Raw genomic sequence first — 23,461 nt, forward strand, 5'->3', positions numbered from 1 at the left:
AATGCTGGCGTAAGGAGTGCTCTTAACGTTTCAATCCTTGTTTTAGTGGATCTTGCATTCGAATCTTCCAGAGTACCGGAATCTTTGAGTTTGTCAGGGGTTTCAATCCTTGTTTTAGTGGATCTTGCATTCGAATTACAAGGAATTGGTACAGTAGTACCGGAATGAGGGTTTCAATCCTTGTTTTAGTGGATCTTGCATTCGAATAGGAATCGCAAGAAAGCAAAATACCAGAACAAGGTGTTTCAATCCTTGTTTTAGTGGATCTTGCATTCGAATCTCCTGTACTCCAAGCGGCTGTAGAAGTTGCAAAAGGTTTCAATCCTTGTTTTAGTGGATCTTGCATTCGAATTCAGAAGTGCGCTCAGTTGCGACCTGAACAATGGTTGGTTTCAATCCTTGTTTTAGTGGATCTTGCATTCGAATTTCGCCGGTTGTGGTCGAGAGAAGCCGTTCCTTAAGTTTCAATCCTTGTTTTAGTGGATCTTGCATTCGAATTCTAATCAGTCCTTAGAGGGTTGCCCTGATCCACGTTTCAATCCTTGTTTTAGTGGATCTTGCATTCGAATTTATTATAACAGGCGACTCCCTTAGAAAATCTAATAGTTTCAATCCTTGTTTTAGTGGATCTTGCATTCGAATGATTTTTTATAAAACACTACTGTATTAATTCCGGGTTTCAATCCTTGTTTTAGTGGATCTTGCATTCGAATTTCGCCAACAAACACGGGGATGTTGTTGACTAGTTTCAATCCTTGTTTTAGTGGATCTTGCATTCGAATCTGTGGGATTTCCTCGCTTTCCCGTTTTGAGAAAGCAGTTTCAATCCTTGTTTTAGTGGATCTTGCATTCGAATTTGTATATATACCTTCCTACTTATCCTAAAAATTAAAGTTTCAATCCTTGTTTTAGTGGATCTTGCATTCGAATCATCAAGGATTAAGGGGGCAGGGAGGTCAAAGCCGTGTTTCAATCCTTGTTTTAGTGGATCTTGCATTCGAATCAGTGGATAGCAACACATCAGCCGTCAGACTTCTCGTTTCAATCCTTGTTTTAGTGGATCTTGCATTCGAATAGGGGAAAATTTTCCTTTATTTGGCTAGAAAAAGCCTGAGATTAGTCCTATATTAAAACTAAATTTCTTGTTGGGATATTATCAAACCCTTTATAAATACAAGAAAAACAGCGTTTTTTAGAGGTTTGGAAATATCTCGTTATATGCCTTTCTTTCTATTAAACTTTTGTATTTAAGGCTCTGTAGAAATCCTCTGAAATAACCAATCTTAACAAATTAAAACTGAATTGCCTGATTCAATTTTGCTGAGAACTTTAAGTCTATTAATGACGATTAAGTAGGTTTTCTACAGAGCCGTATTTAAAGTCATTTTTAATAAATTCAAGGAACAGCTTATATAGTAATTTTTAACATTTCAAAAACGATAATATTTAGACAACTCCGTCACTAATCTTTCTTACTCTTATACTCTTAATCTTTCTCCAAATTCCTTTTGAGCCTTAAAAAGAGTTTTTGAATAAAACAGATTTAAATCTCGATTTTTTGCACATTTTTTGATTAGCAGCTTGCTCATGAATTAAAAATGGAATAAGAAGGCTGATAATAGTAGAAAATAAGAAAAAATGGGAAAAGGGTGTTCAACTACACTTGAAACAATAACAATTTACTGGACAATGCCTTTTCTACTGCTTGATTTTCCAGTCTGATTAATTAGATTAACCATGCTCAAAAAGTTCGTACCAGCCTGTTTCAGTTTCCCTCTTACAGAATATCCATGTTTTTTATATAATTTTAGAGCACCTTTGTTTTCGGGTTTAACAATCAATGAGATTTTAGAAATGCCAAGTTTATGAGACTTGAGAGTAGCTGCTTTTAGCAATTTACTTCCAATCCCACATGCTCGGTACTGTGGATAAACTGCAAGTGAATCTATATAATATTCGCCAGGTTCCGCCTCTTTTGTTTTTAACATGGGAACTACTTTTCTTTGATAATCTTTAGCATCGGATTTATAAAATTTAGGAAGCTTTTCTACCAATAGCTTACTCAAACGTGGAAAATGGTCTGAGGGAAATGATAAAATCAAGCCTGCTATACGGTTACGTACCTCGGCGACATAAATATTTTGATAACTCAAAATATTATCTGGTTGCTTATAGAATTTCTTTATAACCTCTTGTGCAACCTTCTGATTATTAGAACCTGCGAGCACATAAGCACATTCTCCCCAGGCCATGCAAATTAATTCTGCCGCTTCTTCTGCATCTTCAATTTTAGCCTGTCGAATATTCAAACATATCATACCTCATAAATAAAAACACTTACTTCTTGTTTTATTTTCATTATCTTTTTCCAATATTCTATATTTTTTATATTTTTCAAATTATATATATACATTAAACTTTTTTTATAATTTAACTCTAAATAAAAAAATCTCAGAATTACTTTTTCATGGTCGGAAATTGATAACCTCAAATTCAAAATTAGAGAAATAACTTTGAGTCACGGATCAATTAATTGTTTTCACCTGCTCTTACCTGCTCTTTTTAAACTTTGAAGAATAATCCAGACCTGTTTGAGGCTGTATTCGACACCGAATTCTTGAAGAATCAGATCCTGTACTTCTCGAGTTCGCCAATTATTCCGTTCATTAAGCATTTCCTTTAACTTAGCTTTCTGGAGGTCTGAGAGTTTTGAGGGACTTCCGCCTCTAAATTGAGGTATTAAGCCTTCGTAACCCTGAGCGTTCCATCTCTGTTGCCAGATATTCCCATTGCTTCTGGAGACTCCAACAATATTTGAGGCTTCTTTAACACTTTTGCCTTCATAACGGGCTTTAATAAATATGAGACGTTGGACAATTCGGGGATTTTTCTCAGCCTTGATCATTTTAACAAGCTTGTCATAACTTAGATGGCGAGTTACGGGGATCTGTTCAGGTTTGGACACATAATATAATATGGCATATATGTATTAAAGTTTGCGTAAAAAATGTAGTAACCCTGGTTCAAAATCACAGGATAACAATGTTTTCATAGCTAGTAGACTATGTTTTTATTTTTACTTTGATAGAGTTTATTTTTAAGTTTTACAGATTACAAAATATCTAATACATTAGTCAAGTTTTAATCCTTATTTTGGTAATCGTGATCACGAATAAAGGGATACTGTGCCCATAGTTGAGTTAGATTTTGTAACACAATTTCTTCTAAAACTACTAATTTAGTATTACATATATTTAGGAAAGTATTTATACAAAATGGTTTTATTAATCTTAATTTTAGCTTAAAAAGTATTGCTATAGTATTAATTTTTATTTTATATGTGTTATTTTATAGGTTATAAATTATTTAAAATGCCCCCAGTAATGTAATACTATTGCAATAACTCAAATAATAGAGAAAAAGGAGGAGTTTAAATTAAGAAAAACCAGCAATATCTCTTAATAGGGGTAATAGCCCTAATTGTCGCGGCCGCTTTTGCTTTCATGCCGGCTGGCGAGTCAGTCAGCCCGGTTCCTCAGGTCTCTGATGGATCTGTATCCGGATATTCGGATAAATTAGTTTCTGAGGGTTCGGATGAACTTGTGGTAGCAGTAGGTACACATGGAGGAGAGCCAGAAGCAGGTTTTGACCCGATTGCCGGCTGGGGAAACAGCAGGGAACCTCTGGTTCAGAGCACTCTCTTCAAAAGGGACAGCGAGGCAAACCTGATTAATGACCTGGCTACAAATTATACGGTCAGCAGCGATGGACTGAAGTGGACCGTTACAATACGGAACGGTGTTAAGTTCCATGACGGAATGCCTTTAACAGCCAGAGACGTAGCATTCACGTTTAACACGGCAGCAGATGCAAGTGGAAGTATAGATTTATCCATGCTGGAAAAGGCAACAGCAACCGATGATTATACCATTGAATTTGAGTTGAACGACCCTCAGTCTACCTTCATCAATAAACTGGTAGCTCTTGGCATTGTCCCTGTGCATGCTTACAACGCTGAGACTTATGGGTCCAATCCAATAGGTTCGGGCCCATATAAGTTTGTGCAATGGGACAAAGGGCAGCAGGTAATCTTTGAAGCAAATCCGGATTATTACGGACAGGAGCCATACTTCAAAAAGTTAACTATGCTCTTTATGGGATCAGACTCCGCTTTTGCAGCAGCAAAGGCAGGACAGGTCGACCTGGCTGAAATTCCTGCTTCTTACGCCAATCAGGAAGTAGCTGGGATGAAAATAGTATCCCTTGATTCCATAGATGCCCGTGGGATAAGTTTCCCCATGAATCCGAATACTGGAGAAAAAACCGAAAACGGCTATGCAATCGGAAATAATGTGACTTCTGACCCTGCAATAAGAAAAGCTCTGAACATCGGGATAGACAGGCAGGCGCTGATTGAAGGGGCTTTAAATGGGCAGGGAAAAGAAGAATTCACTGGCGTAGATAAACTGCCATGGGGTAATAAGGAAGCTATTTTCGAAGACGGAGATATAGAGGAAGCAAAGAAAATTTTAACCGAAGGCGGTTGGATTGATACTGATGGAGATGGCATTGTTGAGAAAAATGGCTTGAAAGCCGAATTTACTCTTCTGTATCCTGCAAACGCCCAGGATAGGCAGGCATTAGCGGTTTCAGTAAGTGAAGAAGCTAAAAAACTGGGTATAAATATTAAAGTCGAGGGCAAGAGCTGGGATGAGATTTACTCCCTTTGCTATTCGACTCCAAATGTTTGGGGTTATGGATCATTGGACCCGACTGACATATACTTAAGATATTACAGTAAGAGCTACGATCCCTCAACCCATAACAATGTAATAATGTACAACAATTCTGCTGTGGACAGTTACCTGAGAAAAGCCATAACCAGCCCTGACCAGGAAACTGCCAACAAAAACTGGCAGCAGGCTGCCTGGGACGGAACAACAGGATTCTCCGCAAAAGGGGACGCTCCCTGGATGTGGATGGCAACCATTAATTATGTCTACATAATGGATGAAGACCTTGATATCGGAACTCCAAAAATACAGCCCCATGGAGCAGATATCTTTGGTAGCATTCTGGAATGGAAACGTGCATGAGATTAAACAGGGATTTGAGGCATTCACTCAAATCCTCTTATTTTTTCAGGTTATTCGGGAAGACTCTTTTCATTCAATAGAATGAATCAAAATTGATAGATACGGAGATAAAAAATTCTTTGGTAACGAAATAAAAACAGAGACTATTGACCCCCTGTTTAGATAATATAAAATTATATTTTTCATTTATAGAATACTTATTAAAAGACCCAGTAAGAATTCGAGATTTAGATTTAGTATTACTATATTTTCTAAAATTTAGATTAAATACTACATATTTATGACAAAGTACTTATAGAAAAATTAGTGTTAATCCATTTAACATTACTTTGAGGAAAAGTAACACTTCTACAAATTTTCTGTAAAATATTATTTAAAAAACTCTCTTTATTTCAGTAAAGATTCATAGAAAAACGCTATGGATTTCAGTCGAGGGTATTCAGGATACTAATATATCAGGAGGAGTTCCGATCAAGAAAAACCAGCAACATTTGTCTGTAGGGGCATTGATAGTAACTATAGCAGTTATTGGTATTATCAGTTCTATGTCCGGCTGTGTATCCAGCTCGATGGATGATTCTGGGCTAGCTTCTGCACCAGACTCAGAATCAGGTTCTGTATCAGCCAGCTCGACTTCCAGGGCTTCCGATGAACTGGTAGTAAATGTATATTCGCATACAGGAGAACCGGAAACAGGATTTGACCCTCTTCTGGGATGGGGATGCGGTCATGTGAATTTTGAGCCATTAATACAGAGTACCCTTTTTAAATCAGCGGATGATGGCAGTATAGTAAATGACCTTGCTACAGGTTATTCTGTCAGTCCTGATGGGAAGACATGGACTGTAAATATAAGAGACGATGTAAAATTCACAGATGGAGAGAAGTTAACAGCTGAAGATGTTGCATTTACATTCAATACTGCAATTGGGAGTAATTCTGAACTCGATATGAGTAACCTTGAAAACGCCAGGGCAGTAAATGAGACTGCAGTTGAATTCAAACTAAAAGAGCCCCAGTCCAGTTTCATCTGGAGGCTCAGGTATGTTGGAATCGTGCCTGAACATGCCTATAAAAAAGAGACCTATGGAGCCAGCCCTATAGGGTCAGGCCCGTACAAAATGGTACAGTGGGATAAAGGTCAGCAGGCAATATTTGAACTTAATGACAATTACTATGGACAGAAGCCGTATTTCAAAAGAATAACCATGTTATTCATGGACAAGGACACTGCATTTGCAGCTGCAAAGTCCGGCAAAGTAGACATAGCTGAAATCGATATCATCCATGCAAATCAGACCGTAGATGGCTATGACATAATCTCGCTTCCCTCCTCAAGAGCATTCGGAATTTCTTTCCCAATGCAGAACGATACCGGCAAAAAAAGCCTTACAGGAGACCCTATAGGCAATAATGTAACATCGGACATCGCAATTAGAAAAGCATTAAACACGGGGATTGACAGAAAAGCAATACTTGACGGGGTAATATACGGAAAGGGAGATGTAGAATATACAGGTGTGGATCAGAGGATCTTTGGAAATCCAGAAGCAAGGATCAACGACTCGAATCCTGAAGAAGCTAAAAAAATACTTGAAGATGCAGGCTGGAAAGACACAGATAGCGACGGTATCCGGGAAAAAGACGGAACTAAAGCAGAATTTGACCTGTATTATTCTTCATCCGACCAGACAAGACAGGCTCTTTCAGTAGCCGTAAGTGAACAGGCTAAAAAATTAGGTATAAAAATAAACCTTGTCGGTACAAACTGGGATGAAATATACGCAAACCAGTACAGTTCAGCCGTTTTATACGCCTACAGCAGTATAGATACTTTCAATCTGTACCAGCAGTATCATACTAAAGAAGCTGATGATACATACAAAAACCCTGGCCTTTACAGCAATCCTGTCGTAGACGGGTATCTGGAAACAGCTTTGAGAACTTCAGACCAGGATCAGGCTATCAAAAACTGGCAGCTAGCTGCGTATGATGGAAATACAGGCTTTGGGCCTGCAGGAGATGCTACATGGTTATGGCTTGTAACAATGGATTATCTCTATGCAGTTGATGAAACCATAGATATAGGAACCCCGGAGAAAAACGCCGGATCAGATATTTTAGGAAATATTTACGAATGGACAAGGAAAAACGCAACCGATCCTGCTCAAAAATGAGTGAAGCTTAAAAAAGTGGTGATTCAGAGCGAATGATAATTTAAAATAAGTACTCGCAAAGTGAGAGATTTTCTTTAAAGTGAGAATTTCTCTCATTTTTTAAACTGCGCTTTGAATTCCCTTTTTTTATTCTTTTTATTTTCGACCATGACCGAGAGTAAATAGTTAGTGTGCATGGAAAATCTATTTCGACTTTAAAGTATGAGCTTTCATTAAATTAATCGCAAATATTATGGTTGTTCCAAAGTAAATTTAATATCGAGTAATAATAGTGAGGGAAGCGTGTGTTGGATACCGAAAAAATAGCAAGTTTTGCAGGGAAAAAAATACTCAGGCTGGTAAGTCTTCTTGCTGTAGTTTGTTTTGTAAGTTTCATGCTTATTCAATACTCTCCCATAGACCCTGTTAGAGCCTATATAGGCGAAATGACTGTCAGTGAAGAGCATAAAACCAAACTTGAAGAATACTGGGGAGTCAATACCCCTCCGAAGGAAAAATTCCTGAACTGGGCAGGAAATATTCTCAAAGGGGATTTTGGAGTATCATTGATTTACCGGACGCCGGTCGCCGATGTGATTAAAGAAAGATCTATGGCCTCTTTCGTCCTTATGGCAACTTCATGGCTGTTCTCAGGAGTACTGGGTTTCATTCTGGGGATAGTAGCAGGAATGAATAAGGGCACATGGGTTGATAGAGCAATAAAAACTTACTGTTACGTGCTGGCAGCCACTCCGACATTCTGGCTGGCACTGGTTATGCTGATGGTATTTTCCGTAAGTCTAGGGTGGTTCCCGATAGGCTTGAGTGTGCCCATAGGGGTTACGGCTGACAACGTGACTTTTTTTGACCAGGTACGGCATTTAATTCTCCCTGCATTAACCCTGAGTTTACTGGGAGTAGCCCAGATCGCAATGTTTACCCGAGAAAAACTAATCGAAGTTTTGTCCAGCGATTATGTGTTATTTGCAAAAGCACGAGGTGAAAAAGGGCTGGACCTGGTGTTGAGACATGGAATCAGGAACGTTGCACTTCCTGCTATTACTCTGCAATTTTTAGGGTTCAGCGAATTGTTCGGAGGAGCAGTTCTGGTTGAACAGGTTTTTTCCTATCCTGGAATAGGGCAGGCAGCAGTAGCAGCAGGATTGAGGTCTGATGTGCCTCTGCTTTTAGGGATAGTCATCTTCAGTGCAATATTTGTCTTTTCCGGAAACCTGATTGCTGATATTATTTACGAATTCGTTGATCCTAGAATAAAACAGCAGGAGGCAACAGTATGAACATTATAGAGGAGGCTGGAATATGAGCACTGCTGTTGTAACAGCTAACAAAGGAGTATTCCGGGGACTGAACCTGAGGCAGAAAACCCTGTTGATAATAGGTCTGACATCACTTTTGCTGCTTACGATAGTGGTTTCAAGTGTCACTCTGGATGAAGATTCCTTAAAGACTGATTTTGGCTCCAAAAACCTTAACCCTTCAGCTGAACATCCGTTTGGGACAGACTGGATGGGAAGGGACATGTTTATACGGACTGTCAAAGGGCTTGGTTTAAGCATTCTGGTCGGAGCTTTTGCATCTACAATCAGTACCGTACTGGCTGTAGTTCTGGGCTTGCTATCAAGCGCAGGAAAAGTTGCAGATTCCTTTATTTCCTGGCTGGTAGACCTGTTCCTTTCGATTCCTCATCTTCTATTGATAATCCTCATTTCCATAGGGCTCGGAGGAGGGGCTTATGGAGTCATTATGGGTGTCGCGTTAACGCACTGGACAAGCCTGACCAGGGTAGTAAGAGCAGAGATCAAGCAACTAAAGACCCAGGAATACATCCATATTTCGAGGAACCTTGGAAAATCAAAATGGTGGATAGCTACAAAACATATCCTGCCCCATTTAGTTCCCCAGATATTGCTTGGCGCGATTTTGATGTTTCCTCATGCCATTCTTCACGAAGCTTCGGTCACATTCCTTGGCTTTGGGCTTTCCCCACACGAACCGGCGATTGGTATCATTTTATCAGAGTCTATGAAATACCTTTCCGCAGGATACTGGTGGCTTGCATTTTTCCCTGGGCTATCACTCCTGATTGTGGTTCTGGCATTTGATATGATAGGAGACAATCTGGGAAGAATAATTGATCCGAAAACTGCTCATGAATGAGTTGTATGTGAAAATTTCAATCTAAAGGTGAGAATATGAAAAGTAAAGCAGAAATTAATGCTGAAGAAAGCAGGAAGACTGAAGCACTGTTAAAAGTAAAAGACCTCTCACTTTCCTTTGTTCAATATACCTCAGGGCTCAGGCAGACTGAATTAAAGGTAATCTCCAATTTGAGTATAGAGGCTTATAATGGAAAAATTTTAGCTGTAGTGGGATCAAGCGGTTCCGGAAAAAGCCTTCTTGCCCATGCGATTTTAGGAATTTTGCCTTCAAATGCAAAACTCAATGGTAAGATAGAATATGATGGCGAAGAGCTTACCCAGGAAAGAAAGGAAGCATTAAGAGGTAAAGAAATAGCTCTGGTTCCCCAATCCGTAACTTATCTGGACCCTTTGATGAGGGTTTCCGATCAGGTAATAGGGTGTGTGGAGGAAGAAAAAGCAGGCTTGATGAAGAAGCTCCAGAAGGAAATCTTTCAGAGATACGGCTTAAAACCGGATGTTGAAAAGATGTTTCCACATGAGCTCTCAGGCGGGATGACCAGAAGAGTTCTGGTTTCCACTGCAGTAATAAGATCTGCAAAGCTTGTAATTGCAGACGAGCCTACTCCTGGATTGGACGAAAAGACTCTGAATGAGACGCTGGATTATTTCAAAGACATGGCAAATAAAGGCTGTGCAGTAATAATTATAACTCATGATATAGAGGCAGCACTGAAGATTTCCGATAAAATTGCCGTCTTCTATGCAGGCACAGTCCTGGAAGTAGCTAATGTTGAGGATTTCAAGAACGATGGCGAGAACTTAAGGCATCCATACACCCGAGCCCTCTGGAACGCGCTTCCCCAAAATAAATTCCAGGTAATTAAAGGTCATCAACCAATGCAAGATGAAGTCATTGACGGATGCATCTTTTATGAAAGATGTTCCAAAAAGAAAGCTCTATGCTCTCAGGGTATCCCTGAGCTTAGGCAGGTCAATGGAGGAGTGGTGAGGTGCAACAATGTATCTTAAAGGCGAAAATATAACTTTCGGATACAAAAAGAATAATTTAATTTTAAAAGACGTTAATATTTCTTTAGGCAGTGGAGAAATACTGGGACTGGTTGGAGATAGTGGAAGCGGGAAATCGACCTTATGTAAGATATTAGCTGGCTATGAAACCAGGTATAAGGGAAAAGTGAGTCTGGATGGAAAACCTCTCCCGTCAAAAGGCTATAATCCGGTTCAACTTATCTTCCAGCATCCGGAAAAAGCTGTAAATCCCAAATGGAGAATGGAAGATATCTTAAATGAGGGGCATACCGTTTCACAGGATATTTTAGACTCATTCGGAATAAAAAAGAGCTGGCTTAACCGATGGCCAAATGAGCTTTCCGGAGGAGAACTCCAGAGATTCGCCCTTGCCCGGGCTTTAAGCCCTAAAACCAGGTTTTTAATTGCCGATGAAATAACTACAATGGTAGACGCTATTACTCAGGCTCAGATCTGGAATGTACTTTTGAGTATAGTTGAAGAGCTTAATATTGGAGTACTGGTCGTGAGCCATGATAGGAATTTAATTAATAGATTATGCCACGATACTATTTATTTAAGAGATATATCCAGTGCTTGAGTAAAAATAGAACTTTTAGAGTGGTTAATTACATAAATTGTATAAGATTCTTAAATAACTCTTCCCTCATTACACCCATTCCTCAATAATTTTTCGGAGAAATAAACTATACCAATTACTGATGAGTACACGAAAAAGATGCTGACTAAAACTGAAGCTTGCACTCTCGTTATCCTGAGAGCTGCATAAAATCTGAACAAGTCTGAGGCTGAAAAACTAATCTGGGAGCACGGGAGAAGGGATTTTTTTCCCTTCGGGAGGAAGGAAAACTGTCAATCATCTGTCCTGTGATTGACGATACCGATGTAAAAGGAGTAGGAATTTTCAGCACAAATGAAGAAGAAATCAGAAAATAATGGAGGACGATCCTGCTGTAAAAGCTGGGATCTTTACATACGAAATTCCTCCATGCAGGAGTTTTCCCAGGAATATATTACCTAGAAAATAAAGTTATAGGTTTTGTAGAAGTGCTGTGAAATAACAAATCTACATTAATTGGAAAATTGTATGATCTGTATTTATTTGCTCAGCCACAGCCTCCGAATACTGATTTAAATGAGTTTCCTATAAAACCAGATTTTCAGTTTAGAGACTTTTGGAATAAATTCCTCGGCAAAAGTATTTTAATTTAAGCTATAATTACTTTTAAAAACTTTTCGTGGTTGTTAATTATGTACTTTAATATTTTACACATTTCCATTCTAATTTTTTCAATTGCAACGATCATATTCTATAAACTTGAGGTAAAAAGACCTTTTAAAAAATTATACCAATCGCTAACGAGAGACGAATTAATTGATGACAATCAAGCTTTAAGTGATCTCTTTAAGATTTTATACAGTAAAACAAATATGGAGCTTGCGATATTTAATTCAAAAATTGGAAGGATGTTATATTCAATCTCTTTTTTAGTGGCAGGCATCTGCCCATTTATTCTAAAAGAATATGTTGGCAAAATAATTTCTTATTTCTTAGCCGGATTTTTTTTATTCTTACCTGATATTTACGTGTATTCAAAAAGGATATACAATCGTAAACTCCTCAAAGAAATATCTCTCCAAAATTGGATGGATTTTCTTTTAGTTTTATGTCAAAAATATCTTAAGCTTGCATTCTACTTACTCTACTGTTTGTCATCTTTGATCTTTGTAATGCTCCTTCTTCTCCTTTTGGATCAATATTTACAGTTAGATAAAGGATTAAATCCCAATATTTTGTTATCAGGTGCAGTTAATAGTACAATTAATACAACTCTGTTTTATGAGAGTAAACCATTGGATGTAATTTCTGGGAATAAGTTATCATTCTCTGGTATTTTATTTACGCTAGGTATTGGTGGAACGGTTATTTTCTCATTGATTGACTATTATAATAAACAAAACGAAATAATTAACAGGGATGCAATAGAAATAAAAAACTATTATCAAAAATGGTTTCAATTGAATCAAAGTAATCTTGATTTTAACCCAAATAAATATACTGAATTTAACTCTGCAGTTGATCGTATTCGTGACGAATTCAACCCTTATATAAAAATAAATAACAGTATAAAACGATATCAATTTGCTCGGATGTTGATTATTTTAATTTATATTATGGGAATCTTTACAATAATAGGCTCCGATTTAATAATCGAAATAATCTTTAAACTTTTCCCATTTATTTCAATTTTTTTTATTTTCGTGATTTTTTCCCTTTTTAATAATTCCTACAATCTCATCCCTTCTTCAGCAGAAAAAATAAATCTCTATTCGGAAAAAGATAGTACCTTAAGTAAATCTACAAGCAGTATTCAGGATAGTTACAGAGATGTGATATCTGAGAAAGATAGAAAAGCAAAACTTCTAAAATAAGATAAGTTTTTACAGTTATGTTTTCAAAAATTGGATTAAATGGATAGAAAGCTCTATCCAGTTATTCTCCCTTTATTATTCTTGCAATGTCATCCCCGACATCCGAGGTGCCACTCCTGCCGCCCATGTCGTAGGTTTTAACTTTGCCGTCCAGGATATTTTTCTGGATTGCGCTTACTATCATATCTGAAGCTTCTTTCTCTCCAAGTTGTTCTATGAGCATGGCACCTGCCCAGATTGTGGCAATCGGGTTGACTTTATTCTGGCCCTTATATTTCGGGGCTGAACCGTGAATAGGCTCAAACATGCTTGTGCCTGTCGGGTTGATATTTCCGCCGGGAGCAAGCCCGAGGCCGCCCTGGATCATGGCTCCAAGGTCTGTAATGATATCTCCGAACATATTAGGGGTTACGACCACATCAAACCATTCCGGATTTTTCACAAACCACATGGTTATGGCGTCAACAAAGTTGAAATCCGTGGTAAAATCGGGATATTTTGCGGAAACCTTATTGAACTCCTCTCTCCAGAAGCCGTAAATGTCGGAAAGTACGTTTGCCTTGTCAACGGACGAAACATGTTTTTTACGGTTTCCAGCAAGGTCGAAGGCGTACTCGATAACTCTTCTCGTGCCTTCTTTGGAGATCATACCTATCTGGTATCCTATTTCTTCGCTATCTGTCTCGATATCAAGCCCGAATTTTGCGGAATAGAGTGTTCGCCTGACTTCAAGGAGATCTTTGCTCTCTCCTTTTTTTGCCCTGCCGCCAATTCCTATGTAGAAGTCTTCGGTGTTTTCCCTGACAACCACGAAGTCGATATCTTTTGAAGTTTTATCCTTGATAGGTGTCCAGACTCCATCAAGGAGTTTTATGGGGCGGAGGTTAATGTACTGGTCAAAGTAGAAGCGTGCAGCTAATAAGATTCCCTTCTCAAGAATTCCAGGGGCAATCCTAGGGTCTCCGATGGAACCAAGGTAAATGGCAGGGTATCCGGATAATTCCTTTAAGGTCTCTTCCGAAATCAGTTCACCCGTTTCAAGGTAGTGATCTGCCCCATGCGGGTATTCAATCCATTCCACATCAAAACCGAATCTTTCACCAGCGGCATCTATAACTTTTCTGCCTTCGGCGATAATTTCTGGGCCTATACCGTCTCCCGGGAGAACCGGAATCTTATACTGCGTCATACTTATACTCCTTTAAAATTTTCAGGTAAAACTGCCATTTTACTGCGAGTTGTCAAGCGCGGACAGGTGTATCTCAGGACAAATTTTCTGTTTCTGAGCGCTCAGAGACCAGCTTCCTGGCATATTCTATAAGTCCTCCTTCATCTACGATTTCGCGCACGAAATCAGGGAGAGGGGTCGCCTGGTAAGTCTCACCTTTTGTTTTGTTTACAATGACTCCTGTCGCAAGATCTACTTCAAGTTCGTCTCCGTCATCGATTCTGTCAGTGTCAGGGCATTCTAGGACAGGGACCCCAATATTTATTGCATTCCTGAAAAATATCCTTGCAAAAGATTTTGCAATTACACAGGCTACCTTTGCTCCTTTCAGGGCAAGGGGTGCGTGTTCGCGTGACGAGCCGCAACCAAAATTGCTTCCTGCGACCACGATATCATTTTCGTGTACGTTTTTTGCAAATTCGGGGCGTACGCCTTCAAACGTGTACTTTGCAAGCTCTTCAGGGGTATTGTAAATCAGGTACCTTCCAGGAATTACTGCATCGGTATCCACGTCATCTCCGAACTTCCAGGCTCTTCCTTTCATATCATCACCGATCTTTTGCTGCAATTAAATGCTGCTATTATTAGAATTCTTACAGCCTGCACTTAGCTGTATTCACAGGGTTGAAGTATCACAAGTAATATTTAAATTATTTTCTGACATTATATAAAAGTTGGTTAACACTTTTCATCCTTTCACTCCTGAGTTTCCCGAAAAACCTGCAGAAACTAGTATCTTTATGGCTGGTTTGAATTTTCACTGCTTTCTTCCTCATCATAAGGCTCAAGAGCATTCGGTTCTCCTCCTCCGTGCCAGCTTAACCTCGGGCGGATGCGTACAAGATGAACTGACTCGGAATGGTCATCCACAATCAGGGCAGCCCCTCTTTCGCTCCCCATCTTCTTAAGGTAAGCCTGAATGCTTTCCTGCATATAAAGAGGACGCGACGCCTCAAGAGCCAGAATATCATCACTTGCCGTGAGTCTGTGGCAGATAAGAAGATCACTCTGGGAAACGACATCAGGATGCAGGCTTGCAGGTCTCTGCGTTGCCAGAACCAGGGAGAGTCCAGGCTGCCTGCCCTGCCTGAGACAGCGGTTAATAAGTACTCTCGAGGCAAGCCCTTCAGTCTTTGCAGGTACGAAAATATGAGCCTCATCTATAAAGAGCCAGACCATGGGAAATTCTTCCTCAAAGAATTTCTCCCCCATGAGCTTCTTTTCGTAGACCCTTCTTGCCTCAAGTCTTGCTTCATACAGCTTACCCGCAAGAATTGACACTGTTGCTGCACAGACGTTTTCATTTTCAAGTGTATTCACATCAAGAATAGTTGTTCTCCCGCCTGATATGAGTTCTGTCAGAGATATCCCTTCTTTTGAGAAGAGCCCCCAGGAATTCACTGCCCTGAAGTAATTCTCTACAGCCCCTTTCGAAGCCTCATCCGAGCGTGTGTCCCTGGCTATCTCGCTGAGGATTTCCTCAAAAGAGTATGTATCCCCTCTTTCTCTGAGAGATTCGATTGCCCTTACCAGAAGAATTCCAGGGGGAGAAACCTCCTCTATATTAAAAATCCTGCACCACTGGTTTCCTGAAAGTTCTCTCATCGGAATGGAAAAGGGCTTTACATTGATATTCCGTTTCCTGTAAGCCTCAACCATCCCCTCAGGCACAAAAATCTCAGCCTCAAACCCAACTGGAGCAAGGTTCCAGCTTTTCAGCGTCGGAGCTTCAAACGTATTTGGGTAGTTCATTGTCCAGAAAATTCCCATGGTATCAATAACAAAGGACGCAAGCCTTTTCTTAATATCCGGCTCAAGAAGAGAAAGTTCTTCAAGTAAGCAGCCCATAGTGTAGGATTTCCCATACCCTCTTTTACCGCAGATCAAAACAGCATGAGGCTTCAAGGCATCGAGATAAACGGCAGCCCCTCTGGAATGATCCAGTGCCATGTAATTTCCAATGGAGAGTAAACCTTTTCTAGGATTTTCTTCATTTCCAAGCACATGCAAAGTCCTGGTAACCTTTCCCCCAAAAGCAGGTCTGGGTTGTTTGTTTTCGACTTTCTGCATCTGATAGTATCGGACTGAAAACTATTTAAAATAATTTATTTACAAGCAATAAAATAAAACTAAACTTTTGAATCCTTAAAGCCTGGTTAAAAACCATTGAACTGAAACCATTGCGCTGCAACCCTTTTACGAAAAGGCTTGACCGAAACCGTTGCGCTACAACCCTTTTCAAAAAAGGCTTGACCGAAAATGCTGTTTTTGATCAAACTTTTTCTTAAAAAGTTTGTGTTTATCACCAAGCATTGTGCCGCTTGACCACGCCGTCACGCCGTTTTCGATAAAACCTTCTCAAAAGGTTTTCGCTCAAGCCTTTTTTGAAAAGGCTTGCGATAAAGCCTATTCTCAAAAGGTTTTTGAGAAGGTTTGTGAAAAACTCTTGTGTTCAGGATATTATCTGATCCAGCTGGTTGGTCTGGGCAGCTACTTTGATTTCCCGAGCGATTCTCCTTCCAGTTGAGAGGTTTTCTTCCATCAGATCCGAATAAGGTGAGCCTGAAATGTAAAGGTTTGTTCCTGCAACAATTCTGGCCGAGATCTCAAAGACCTTAATCTCAAGTTCATCTGTAAAGACCGTCTCAAGGCAGAAAGCTCCTATCATCCCTCCAAAAAGATCCAGGGATTCTTCAACTACCCGTTCTCCGAGAGAGAAGATAAGGGGCAGTAAGGACTCTCTTGCTACAAGGGGTACGTTTCCTGTGACCACGTATGTCGGGCGAATGCCTGCTTCTATGAGCTCTTTGGGCGAGCCCAGCCTGAAGATCTCATCGGCATTGGATTCTACCCTGCGGTCCATGCTAAGCAGTTCAAGGCTGCCCTTGCTTAAAGTGTATCCATCGTTTTTGATAGGTGAGTAGAAATAATGCAGGTAATAACGGGTTCCAGTAATGAATTCCTGAATTGTATATTTCTGGGATCGGTCTACGAGTTCATTGAATTCCTCATAAGTTTTTGCGACGAAGAAACCTTTTCCGCCCTTTGCTCCGTCATACTTAACCATTACAGGTCCATTGATATCGCGAGGGTCGTCAATTTTCCCGGGCATGTGGATACCTGCTCCAAGTAGCCACTCCCGCTCTTTGTTCCTATCCGACTCCCATTCGAGCACAGCCCGGTTTCCGAAAGTAGGCACAGTCAGCTCTGCAAAATTTTCCGTGCCAAGATAAGCGACAAATGAGCCATGTGGAATAATAATAGTGTTTTTCTCTCTGAGCTCCTCAGCCTTATTCATTATATCGGCATAGCTATCGACAATAAGGTACTCATCAGGTTTTGCTTTGGGAAAAGCTTCATAAAACTTGGGAGGTTTGCCAACGCAGATTCCCAGAGTTCTGAAGCCTTCTTTTCGAGCTCCATCAAAGATTTGAAGGCTTGAGTGAGAACAGACTGTCGCAATTGTAATGTTTTCTAAATCGTAATTTTTCAGAAATTCCAGAACCTGCTGTTTTGTGATCATGATTGGTACCAGCGGAAAATTTAGATTAGAATATACAATGTTATATTTAAGTTTAAGGTCTGGATTCTATATATAAACATAGTGGCGCATGTATAATTATATACAAAATAAAAGTTTATATTAAGATTCACGTAAACTAGAGTATGTACTGATTAAAAAATAGGCAAGTTTTTAATCAAGGAAGTAATTATGGACGGGTTTGAAAATCAAAACGATTTAACGGATGCGAGGAAACCCCCACAGGGGTTAGATACGGTTGAGCAGGGAGGCAGGATACTTGTTCTCCCAGTAAATGGGGAATCTAGAAAAATAACTCAAGTTCTTTCCAATGAAACATCATTAAAAATCCTAGAGTTACTCGGGAAAGAAAGCATGTCTGCAACCAGTATTGCAGAGGAATTGAAGCTTCCCCTTACTACTGTCAAGTATAATCTTGACTCTCTTGTTGAATCCGGTCTTATAAAAGTAAAACAAATAAAATGGAGTAAGAAAGGACGACAAATAAAGATATATGAATCAGTGGAAAAACTGATTGTGCTCGTCCCTTCGAAAAGCCCTATTGACAGGCTCTCTATAATAAGCCTGCTTCAAAAGTACATCGGGGTAGTAGGAGCTGCCTTTTTTGCAGCTGCAGGGATAGAATATTTTTCAGCGTATATGCAGGCAAAGAGGGTCATTGATGCGACTGCACCTCTGATAATGGGGACAATGGAAATACCCGATGAACCTTCTCTGAATCACACAGCTATGGAAGTAAATGAAAGTAGCAATATAAGCCCTAATATAGCTCTCGACCAGCAAATCTCCGAAAACGGAGCCTTGAATGCAAGTTCAAGGGCTCTGGAATCTGGAACAGGAAATATCTCTTCCGGACTGGAAACCAGCCCAATTCAGGAAGTTGCTGAAGTTCCCGTATCCATGCCAGATGGCTCGGATTCTGTCCAGGGAATTCCCTCTATCCTGCCTGAAGGGTTAACTCACGCAGGCGGGATTCACGGGCTTTATGACGCGCTTTCTCTTCACCCAGGAATCTGGTTCCTTTTTGGATGTCTTTTTATAGTAGTCGTGCTGATTGTAAGAGAAGTCTATTATAAGAAGAAAGCCAGGTAGAGATTCTTATGAGAGTCGCTTTAAAACTTGCATACATAGGCACCGAGTTTCACGGCTCCCAGATCCAGCCCAACGTCGAGACCATAGAGGGAGAACTCTTCAAGGCTCTCCGGAATCTCGGGATTATAGAAAGCCCTAAATCTGCAAATTACACCTGCGCTGGCAGGACTGATGCCGGGGTTCATGCCCTTGAACAGGTTGTTGCTTTTGATACGGACAAGCCGGGTCTGGCAATTCCAAGGATCATAAATTCCGAGCTCCCTCCGGCAATCTGGGCCTGGGCTCACGCGGAAGTACCTCGGAGCTTTGATGCCAGGAGAGATGCGGTTTCCAGACATTACCGATATGTGATGGCTGGGAAAGAGTACGATATTTCCAGAATTCGGGAAGCTTCGAAATTGCTGCTGGGCACTCATGATTTTGAAAATTTTTCTCGAACCAACGGAGAAAAAAGTACAATTCGAACCATAGAAAGAATCAATGTCCGCGTAGACGGAGATCTTACAAAGATTGATGTTGTTGGAAATAGTTTTCTCTGGAATATGGTCCGGAAAATCGTAACCGCCCTTTCCATGATAGGAAAGGGGGTACGTGACAACGACTGGCTTCTCCAGATGCTTAATCCGGATATTTATGAAGAAGGGATTGAACCGGCTCCTGCCTATGGATTGACTCTTCTAAAAGTGAACTATGATGAGAAAATGGGATGGATTGAAGACAATTATTCTATCAGAAGAGCAAGCAATCTGAACCAGAAGCATATCCTCCGGCACAGGGTTATGGCAGAAGTACTGGAAGAACTGAACTCTCACGAGTAAATTTCTATTTTAAATTTTTTAGGATTTGCGCGGTTGGATCGATAAATCGATATGCTTTTAACCTTCAACATTTTTAAAACGAATTAGACTGTAATGCCTAATGTGCTTGATTTTGTATTTCAAGTGCGTAATTCCTGTTTTTTACTTTAATCATTTATTCTCACTTCTCGTTTTCACTCTCGGTTCTTATTTTCATTCTTCAATTCTTTCTGAAAATTGTCTTTCTTAAAAATAGTTATTGTTCGGGTAAGGCTTCTGTGAACTCTCTGGGCATAGATATTAAGAACTTTAAGCCCTGCTTTTTTCCCATATTCCGATGCAGGTTTATCCGAGACTACAACTGCAATGCCTCCAGGCTTAAGAACACGCTCGATTTCTTCAAGGGCGCAGGAATAAAGCCCTTCCAGAGATTCGGCAAGGATTGCTGCCGATCTGCCGTATGGAGGGTCTGTAACAACCGCATCTATTGTGGCTTCTTTAAGCGGCATCCTGCAGGCATCTCCTTTCATCAGGGCGTAATCCAGCTTGAAGGCTTCAAGGTTCATACGGGCACCCATAACCAGTTTTTCCTGGGCATCGATTCCTATAACCCTTGCTCCCACAAACCCTGCTTCAACAAGAATCCCTGCAGTGCCGCAAAAGGGATCCAGTATAAGTTCACCGGGCTTTATTCCTGACAGGTTTATGAGGGCACGTGCGACCCTCGGCATAAGCACACCAGGATGGAAAAAAGGTTTATTTTGGGGAGTTCTGGCTTCATAGGCACTCCTATCGATAGAGGACAGAAGGGTTCCGAGCACAGCCTTTTCACTCAGAATTACCCTGAATTCCACATCAGGATTTTTCAGGTTTGCCCTGAAGCCTTTCCTGTAAATGCATCCTCCGATCTTCTGTTCCAGAAACTCTCCCGGAAAATCCACATGATGTTTGATTCGCTTCGCTCTGACCACAAAGCTCTGTCCCTCTTTTATATAGTCTGACGAATCAAAGGCTTCTGCAAGTTTCAGGATTGCGTCCGGAGTATTTTCAGTAACTCCTACAACTTTCAGGATATGGTGGGTCATTGCCAGCCTGTCGGTTATCGGGCCTATAAGGATTTTTTCCACATTCTTCTCTTCGCCGGTTATCTCCACCACCAGGCACTGGTCAACCATAGTATGGAGCCTGAAATCAAGCCCCTCAGTTTTAAGGCAAGCTAAAACTTCGGCAGCAGGCAGTTCTTCATGTTCTCCAGAGAGTTCAAAAGCGTATAACATTGGTGATCCGGAATATGTTGATAATTATAATTCGAATAGCATTAGCAACATGCAGTGATGGCATAAATGTAAATGCCCTGCGTGAAATGTGAAGGTAGTTATTAAAAGTAATTGCAATAAAGTGAATTATAATAAGTTTCAAGATTTTTGAAAGTACTAAAACAGTACAAATATTTACGTTTAGAATATATTCTGTGAAATGAAGTAGTAGCTCTTGAAACTCTACCTGAATGAGTTGAGTCAAAAGCAATCTTTCTTAAAACATATTTTCCTTAAAACATATTTTCCTTAAAACATTCTCTCCAGAGCTTCTCTGCCAGTCATTCCGGGTTCTACACCAAGTTCTCTGGCAAACCGGGTTACTTCAACGACCTCGGCTTTAAGCATATCTTCAAAACTCTGTACGCCTTTTACTTTCGCTGCCGTGTCCCCAAGTGTCTCTGCAGCATCTATATTCAGGTATCCGCACATCAGGAAGCCTTTTTCTGCCCTTATAACCAGAAGAGGATATTTTTGCATCTCAAAGCTGAGGCCAAGAGCGCACCCATTATCAAGCCGAATTTGTTCGATAAGCATAATTTTCAGAATAAATTTCAAGCCAGATTAACTTTTTGGACTTGAACAAGACCGCGCAAAGCTGTCTTTGAAAGATCCAAAGAGTTTCCAGGGTTTTATGGTTTCTCCAGCAGCTCCGGTCTTATTTTTACTGTCCTCTTTTCCTATACTTTGCTCTGCGCTTCCTTTTCTGTCCTCTAATATGGCTTTAGAGCTTTCATCCGAAACCCAGAGGGTTATATTCTTTTGTGGGCTGAAGTTGCCTTTAAGCACTGTATGGTTATTTTCGAAATCCTGACTTTTGTTATCCAGCCCCTCGGTCCTTTCTACTTTGAGACCCGCAGGCAAAGTGATTGTAACACTGGAGTTTGGAGTGCCCATAAACCAGATGCGTGTGCCCTTCCCTACCTCTTTCTCGAAAATATAACTTACAAGGGCAGAATTAGTAATTGACGAGTTTTTTTCAACTTTGCCCAGAGCTTCTTCTGAAAGCCAGAAATCAACATCTGTAACTTTAACCAGTTCTGAACTATCGTTAAGTTTCACACTAGGTTTGGTTTTTAATGCCTCTTTTGTCCGATTTCTGAGAATATTTTCTGCTTTCTGGATTTCCCATGCATTGACAAAGTTATCATTATCTCCAGCTTGCATGTCTATGAAATTTCTGAAAAGGATGGCTTTATTGCCTGTAATTTGTTCATGGTATTCCCAGGTCATTCCATTCCTTTCCAGTGTGATGTTATTACCGAGTACAAAAGCAGCAGCACAGGGTTCTGCCAGAAAAGCTGATATAAAGGAAGATATTAACAGAAAAGTGGTTAGAGAAAGAATATATGCTTTCAAGGCTTTCAACTCATCTCTTCTTTAGTCTTTTACTTTTTAACCTTTATATCCTTTCTCTTCTTTCTCATTTTTATAAATTTTTTCTTTTTATCCCATTTTTTCTTTACTTTCAGATTCTATTTTATTTTATCTTCAATTTTATTTTATCTTCAATTTTACTTTTTATCTTTAGGGTTTTACTTTGTTGTGACTTCGCAGCCATCCTGGGTTATTATTATAGTATGTTCAGCCTGGGCTACAAGCCCACCTGCGCTCTCAAGAAGCACGGGATAGGAGTGAAGGATTCCTGCCCTTTCAAGCTGGATCAAGGCGAATTCCAGTCTATCAGATTCAAGCCAGCGCTTTGCAAAAGGTAATTCCCTGTATTCTTCAGCCTGTTTCAGGACATTCCTGACTGCGGGCATACGGACCGGCTTTTTTCTTACCAGGCTGTATATCTCAGCCCAGTTTCCGTCATGGACAGAGCCTGCTCCATTCGTTGCAAAGGGCTCAATTGCAAGCACGTCTCCTTCTTTTAAAACTGTTCCTCCTTCCACACGCCGGTTAGGTACAGCAGGCTCGTCGTGAGCCTCATACTGGGAAAGCCCGTGACCTGTCAGGTTCGTTATCGGGTTCAGGTTATAACTGCGAATACTTTCCTCGATTGCAGCCCCGAGTTCTCCTGTTGTAACCCCTGGCTTTGCAAGGTCGATAGCTGCGGCAAGAGCATCCTCTGCAGCTTTTAAGATATCGGAATTTCCTGATAGGTCGACAGTTACAGCCGAGTCTGCAATATACCCGTCAACATGGACTCCTAGGTCCAGTTTGACCATATCTTTTCCAAAAATATCGGTATCTCCTGCCTTAGGGGTCGCATGTGCAGCCTCCTGATTTCTTGAGATATTACAGGGAAAAGCAGGCCTGCCCCCAAGCTCTATAGTCCGGTTTTCAACAAATTCCGCAACTTGCAGCAGAGCGTTTCCTACCCTGATCATTTCTACGGCTTCATCCCTGACAATTTTCAGGATCCTGCCTGCTTCCCTGTATTTCTCAAGAATCTCTTGTCTATTGTGCACATTATCGGTCATATTAACCCCTTATAGGATAATTTATTGGAATTTTACTGGATTTACTGGATTTTACTGAATTTTACTGATTTTACTGAAATTATTGGAATTATTAAGTGATCTTATTACAACCTTATTAGAACGTACAGGAAGTACTTGGATCACTGAAATTATTGCAACCTTAC

The 23,461-nt window shown here is 40.2% G+C and carries 19 protein-coding genes and 1 CRISPR repeat array (1 of these 20 only partly in view); of the genes, 9 read left to right on the top strand and 10 right to left on the bottom strand.

The annotated features are described in order from the left end of the window. Positions 1 to 1,075: direct repeats of the CRISPR family, unit length 37 nt; unit sequence GTTTCAATCCTTGTTTTAGTGGATCTTGCATTCGAAT (it extends 5,312 nt beyond the left edge of the window). 604 nt (positions 1,076 to 1,679) lie between these two features. Both AOB57_RS09125 and AOB57_RS09130 read right to left on the bottom strand, forming a co-directional pair. Beyond that, complete coding sequence (locus AOB57_RS09125) at positions 1,680 to 2,309, bottom strand: GNAT family N-acetyltransferase (RefSeq protein ID WP_054298343.1); 630 nt, start codon at positions 2,307 to 2,309, stop codon at positions 1,680 to 1,682. A gap of 230 nt (positions 2,310 to 2,539) precedes the next feature. Further along, positions 2,540 to 2,965: a helix-turn-helix domain-containing protein gene (locus AOB57_RS09130; protein ID WP_167829587.1), complete on the bottom strand. Its 426-nt coding sequence runs from the start codon at positions 2,963 to 2,965 to the stop codon at positions 2,540 to 2,542. 538 nt (positions 2,966 to 3,503) lie between these two features. Between AOB57_RS09130 and AOB57_RS09135 the strand changes: the two genes are divergently transcribed. From AOB57_RS09135 to AOB57_RS09165, 7 genes are all read left to right on the top strand, one after another. Then, a complete protein-coding gene (locus AOB57_RS09135) occupies positions 3,504 to 5,096 on the top strand; it encodes an ABC transporter substrate-binding protein (RefSeq protein WP_054298341.1) in 1,593 nt (530 codons plus the stop codon). A gap of 569 nt (positions 5,097 to 5,665) precedes the next feature. Continuing rightward, positions 5,666 to 7,273, top strand: a complete 1,608-nt coding sequence (locus AOB57_RS09140) for an ABC transporter substrate-binding protein (RefSeq protein WP_054298378.1) — start codon at positions 5,666 to 5,668, stop codon at positions 7,271 to 7,273. Between the two features lie 284 nt (positions 7,274 to 7,557). Then, positions 7,558 to 8,550: an ABC transporter permease gene (locus AOB57_RS09145; RefSeq protein WP_054298340.1), complete on the top strand. Its 993-nt coding sequence runs from the start codon at positions 7,558 to 7,560 to the stop codon at positions 8,548 to 8,550. A 22-nt stretch (positions 8,551 to 8,572) separates the two neighbouring features. Then, positions 8,573 to 9,430 carry an ABC transporter permease gene (locus AOB57_RS09150; protein WP_054298339.1) on the top strand — a complete coding sequence of 286 codons (858 nt, stop codon included), beginning with the start codon at positions 8,573 to 8,575 and terminating at the stop codon, positions 9,428 to 9,430. Between the two features lie 35 nt (positions 9,431 to 9,465). Then, positions 9,466 to 10,443: an oligopeptide/dipeptide ABC transporter ATP-binding protein gene (locus AOB57_RS09155; protein WP_054298338.1), complete on the top strand. Its 978-nt coding sequence runs from the start codon at positions 9,466 to 9,468 to the stop codon at positions 10,441 to 10,443. Continuing rightward, a complete protein-coding gene (locus tag AOB57_RS09160; RefSeq protein ID WP_054298337.1) occupies positions 10,433 to 11,044 on the top strand; it encodes an ABC transporter ATP-binding protein in 612 nt (203 codons plus the stop codon). Before AOB57_RS09155 ends, AOB57_RS09160 begins: the two co-directional genes overlap by 11 nt. Positions 11,045 to 11,715: 671 nt before the next feature. Next, positions 11,716 to 12,897 (top strand): hypothetical protein, encoded by a 1,182-nt coding sequence (locus AOB57_RS09165; RefSeq protein WP_054298336.1) that lies wholly within the window; start codon positions 11,716 to 11,718, stop codon positions 12,895 to 12,897. A 61-nt stretch (positions 12,898 to 12,958) separates the two neighbouring features. On the opposite strand, the gene AOB57_RS09170 is transcribed toward AOB57_RS09165, so the two are convergent. The 4 genes from AOB57_RS09170 to AOB57_RS09185 form a co-directional block, all read right to left on the bottom strand. Further along, positions 12,959 to 14,086, bottom strand: coding sequence for an isocitrate/isopropylmalate dehydrogenase family protein (locus AOB57_RS09170; RefSeq protein ID WP_054298335.1), 1,128 nt, complete (start codon positions 14,084 to 14,086; stop codon positions 12,959 to 12,961). Between the two features lie 73 nt (positions 14,087 to 14,159). Continuing rightward, entirely contained in the window at positions 14,160 to 14,669 is a 510-nt protein-coding gene (locus AOB57_RS09175) for a 3-isopropylmalate dehydratase small subunit (RefSeq protein WP_054298377.1), read from the bottom strand. Positions 14,670 to 14,863: 194 nt separating this feature from the next. After that, positions 14,864 to 16,195, bottom strand: coding sequence for an ATP-binding protein (locus tag AOB57_RS09180; protein WP_054298334.1), 1,332 nt, complete (start codon positions 16,193 to 16,195; stop codon positions 14,864 to 14,866). Positions 16,196 to 16,577: 382 nt separating this feature from the next. Then, positions 16,578 to 17,648, bottom strand: coding sequence for a formate--phosphoribosylaminoimidazolecarboxamide ligase (locus tag AOB57_RS09185; RefSeq protein WP_054298333.1), 1,071 nt, complete (start codon positions 17,646 to 17,648; stop codon positions 16,578 to 16,580). 189 nt (positions 17,649 to 17,837) lie between these two features. On the opposite strand from AOB57_RS09185, the gene AOB57_RS09190 reads away from it, so the two are divergent. Beyond that, positions 17,838 to 18,758, top strand: coding sequence for an ArsR/SmtB family transcription factor (locus AOB57_RS09190; RefSeq protein ID WP_054298332.1), 921 nt, complete (start codon positions 17,838 to 17,840; stop codon positions 18,756 to 18,758). Between the two features lie 8 nt (positions 18,759 to 18,766). Further along, entirely contained in the window at positions 18,767 to 19,576 is an 810-nt protein-coding gene (gene truA / locus AOB57_RS09195) for a tRNA pseudouridine(38-40) synthase TruA (RefSeq protein ID WP_054298331.1), read from the top strand. 173 nt (positions 19,577 to 19,749) lie between these two features. On the opposite strand, the gene AOB57_RS09200 is transcribed toward truA, so the two are convergent. The 4 genes from AOB57_RS09200 to map form a co-directional block, all read right to left on the bottom strand. Further along, entirely contained in the window at positions 19,750 to 20,832 is a 1,083-nt protein-coding gene (locus AOB57_RS09200) for a TRM11 family SAM-dependent methyltransferase (RefSeq protein WP_054298330.1), read from the bottom strand. A gap of 288 nt (positions 20,833 to 21,120) precedes the next feature. Then, positions 21,121 to 21,408: a YunC family protein gene (locus tag AOB57_RS09205; protein ID WP_054298329.1), complete on the bottom strand. Its 288-nt coding sequence runs from the start codon at positions 21,406 to 21,408 to the stop codon at positions 21,121 to 21,123. 27 nt (positions 21,409 to 21,435) lie between these two features. Next, complete coding sequence (locus AOB57_RS09210; protein WP_167829588.1) at positions 21,436 to 22,230, bottom strand: hypothetical protein; 795 nt, start codon at positions 22,228 to 22,230, stop codon at positions 21,436 to 21,438. Positions 22,231 to 22,406: 176 nt separating this feature from the next. After that, a complete protein-coding gene (gene map / locus AOB57_RS09215) occupies positions 22,407 to 23,297 on the bottom strand; it encodes a type II methionyl aminopeptidase (protein WP_054298327.1) in 891 nt (296 codons plus the stop codon). Positions 23,298 to 23,461 lie beyond the last annotated feature (164 nt).

The organism is Methanosarcina flavescens, from assembly GCF_001304615.2.
GTDB classification, from domain to species: Archaea; Halobacteriota; Methanosarcinia; order Methanosarcinales; family Methanosarcinaceae; genus Methanosarcina; species Methanosarcina flavescens.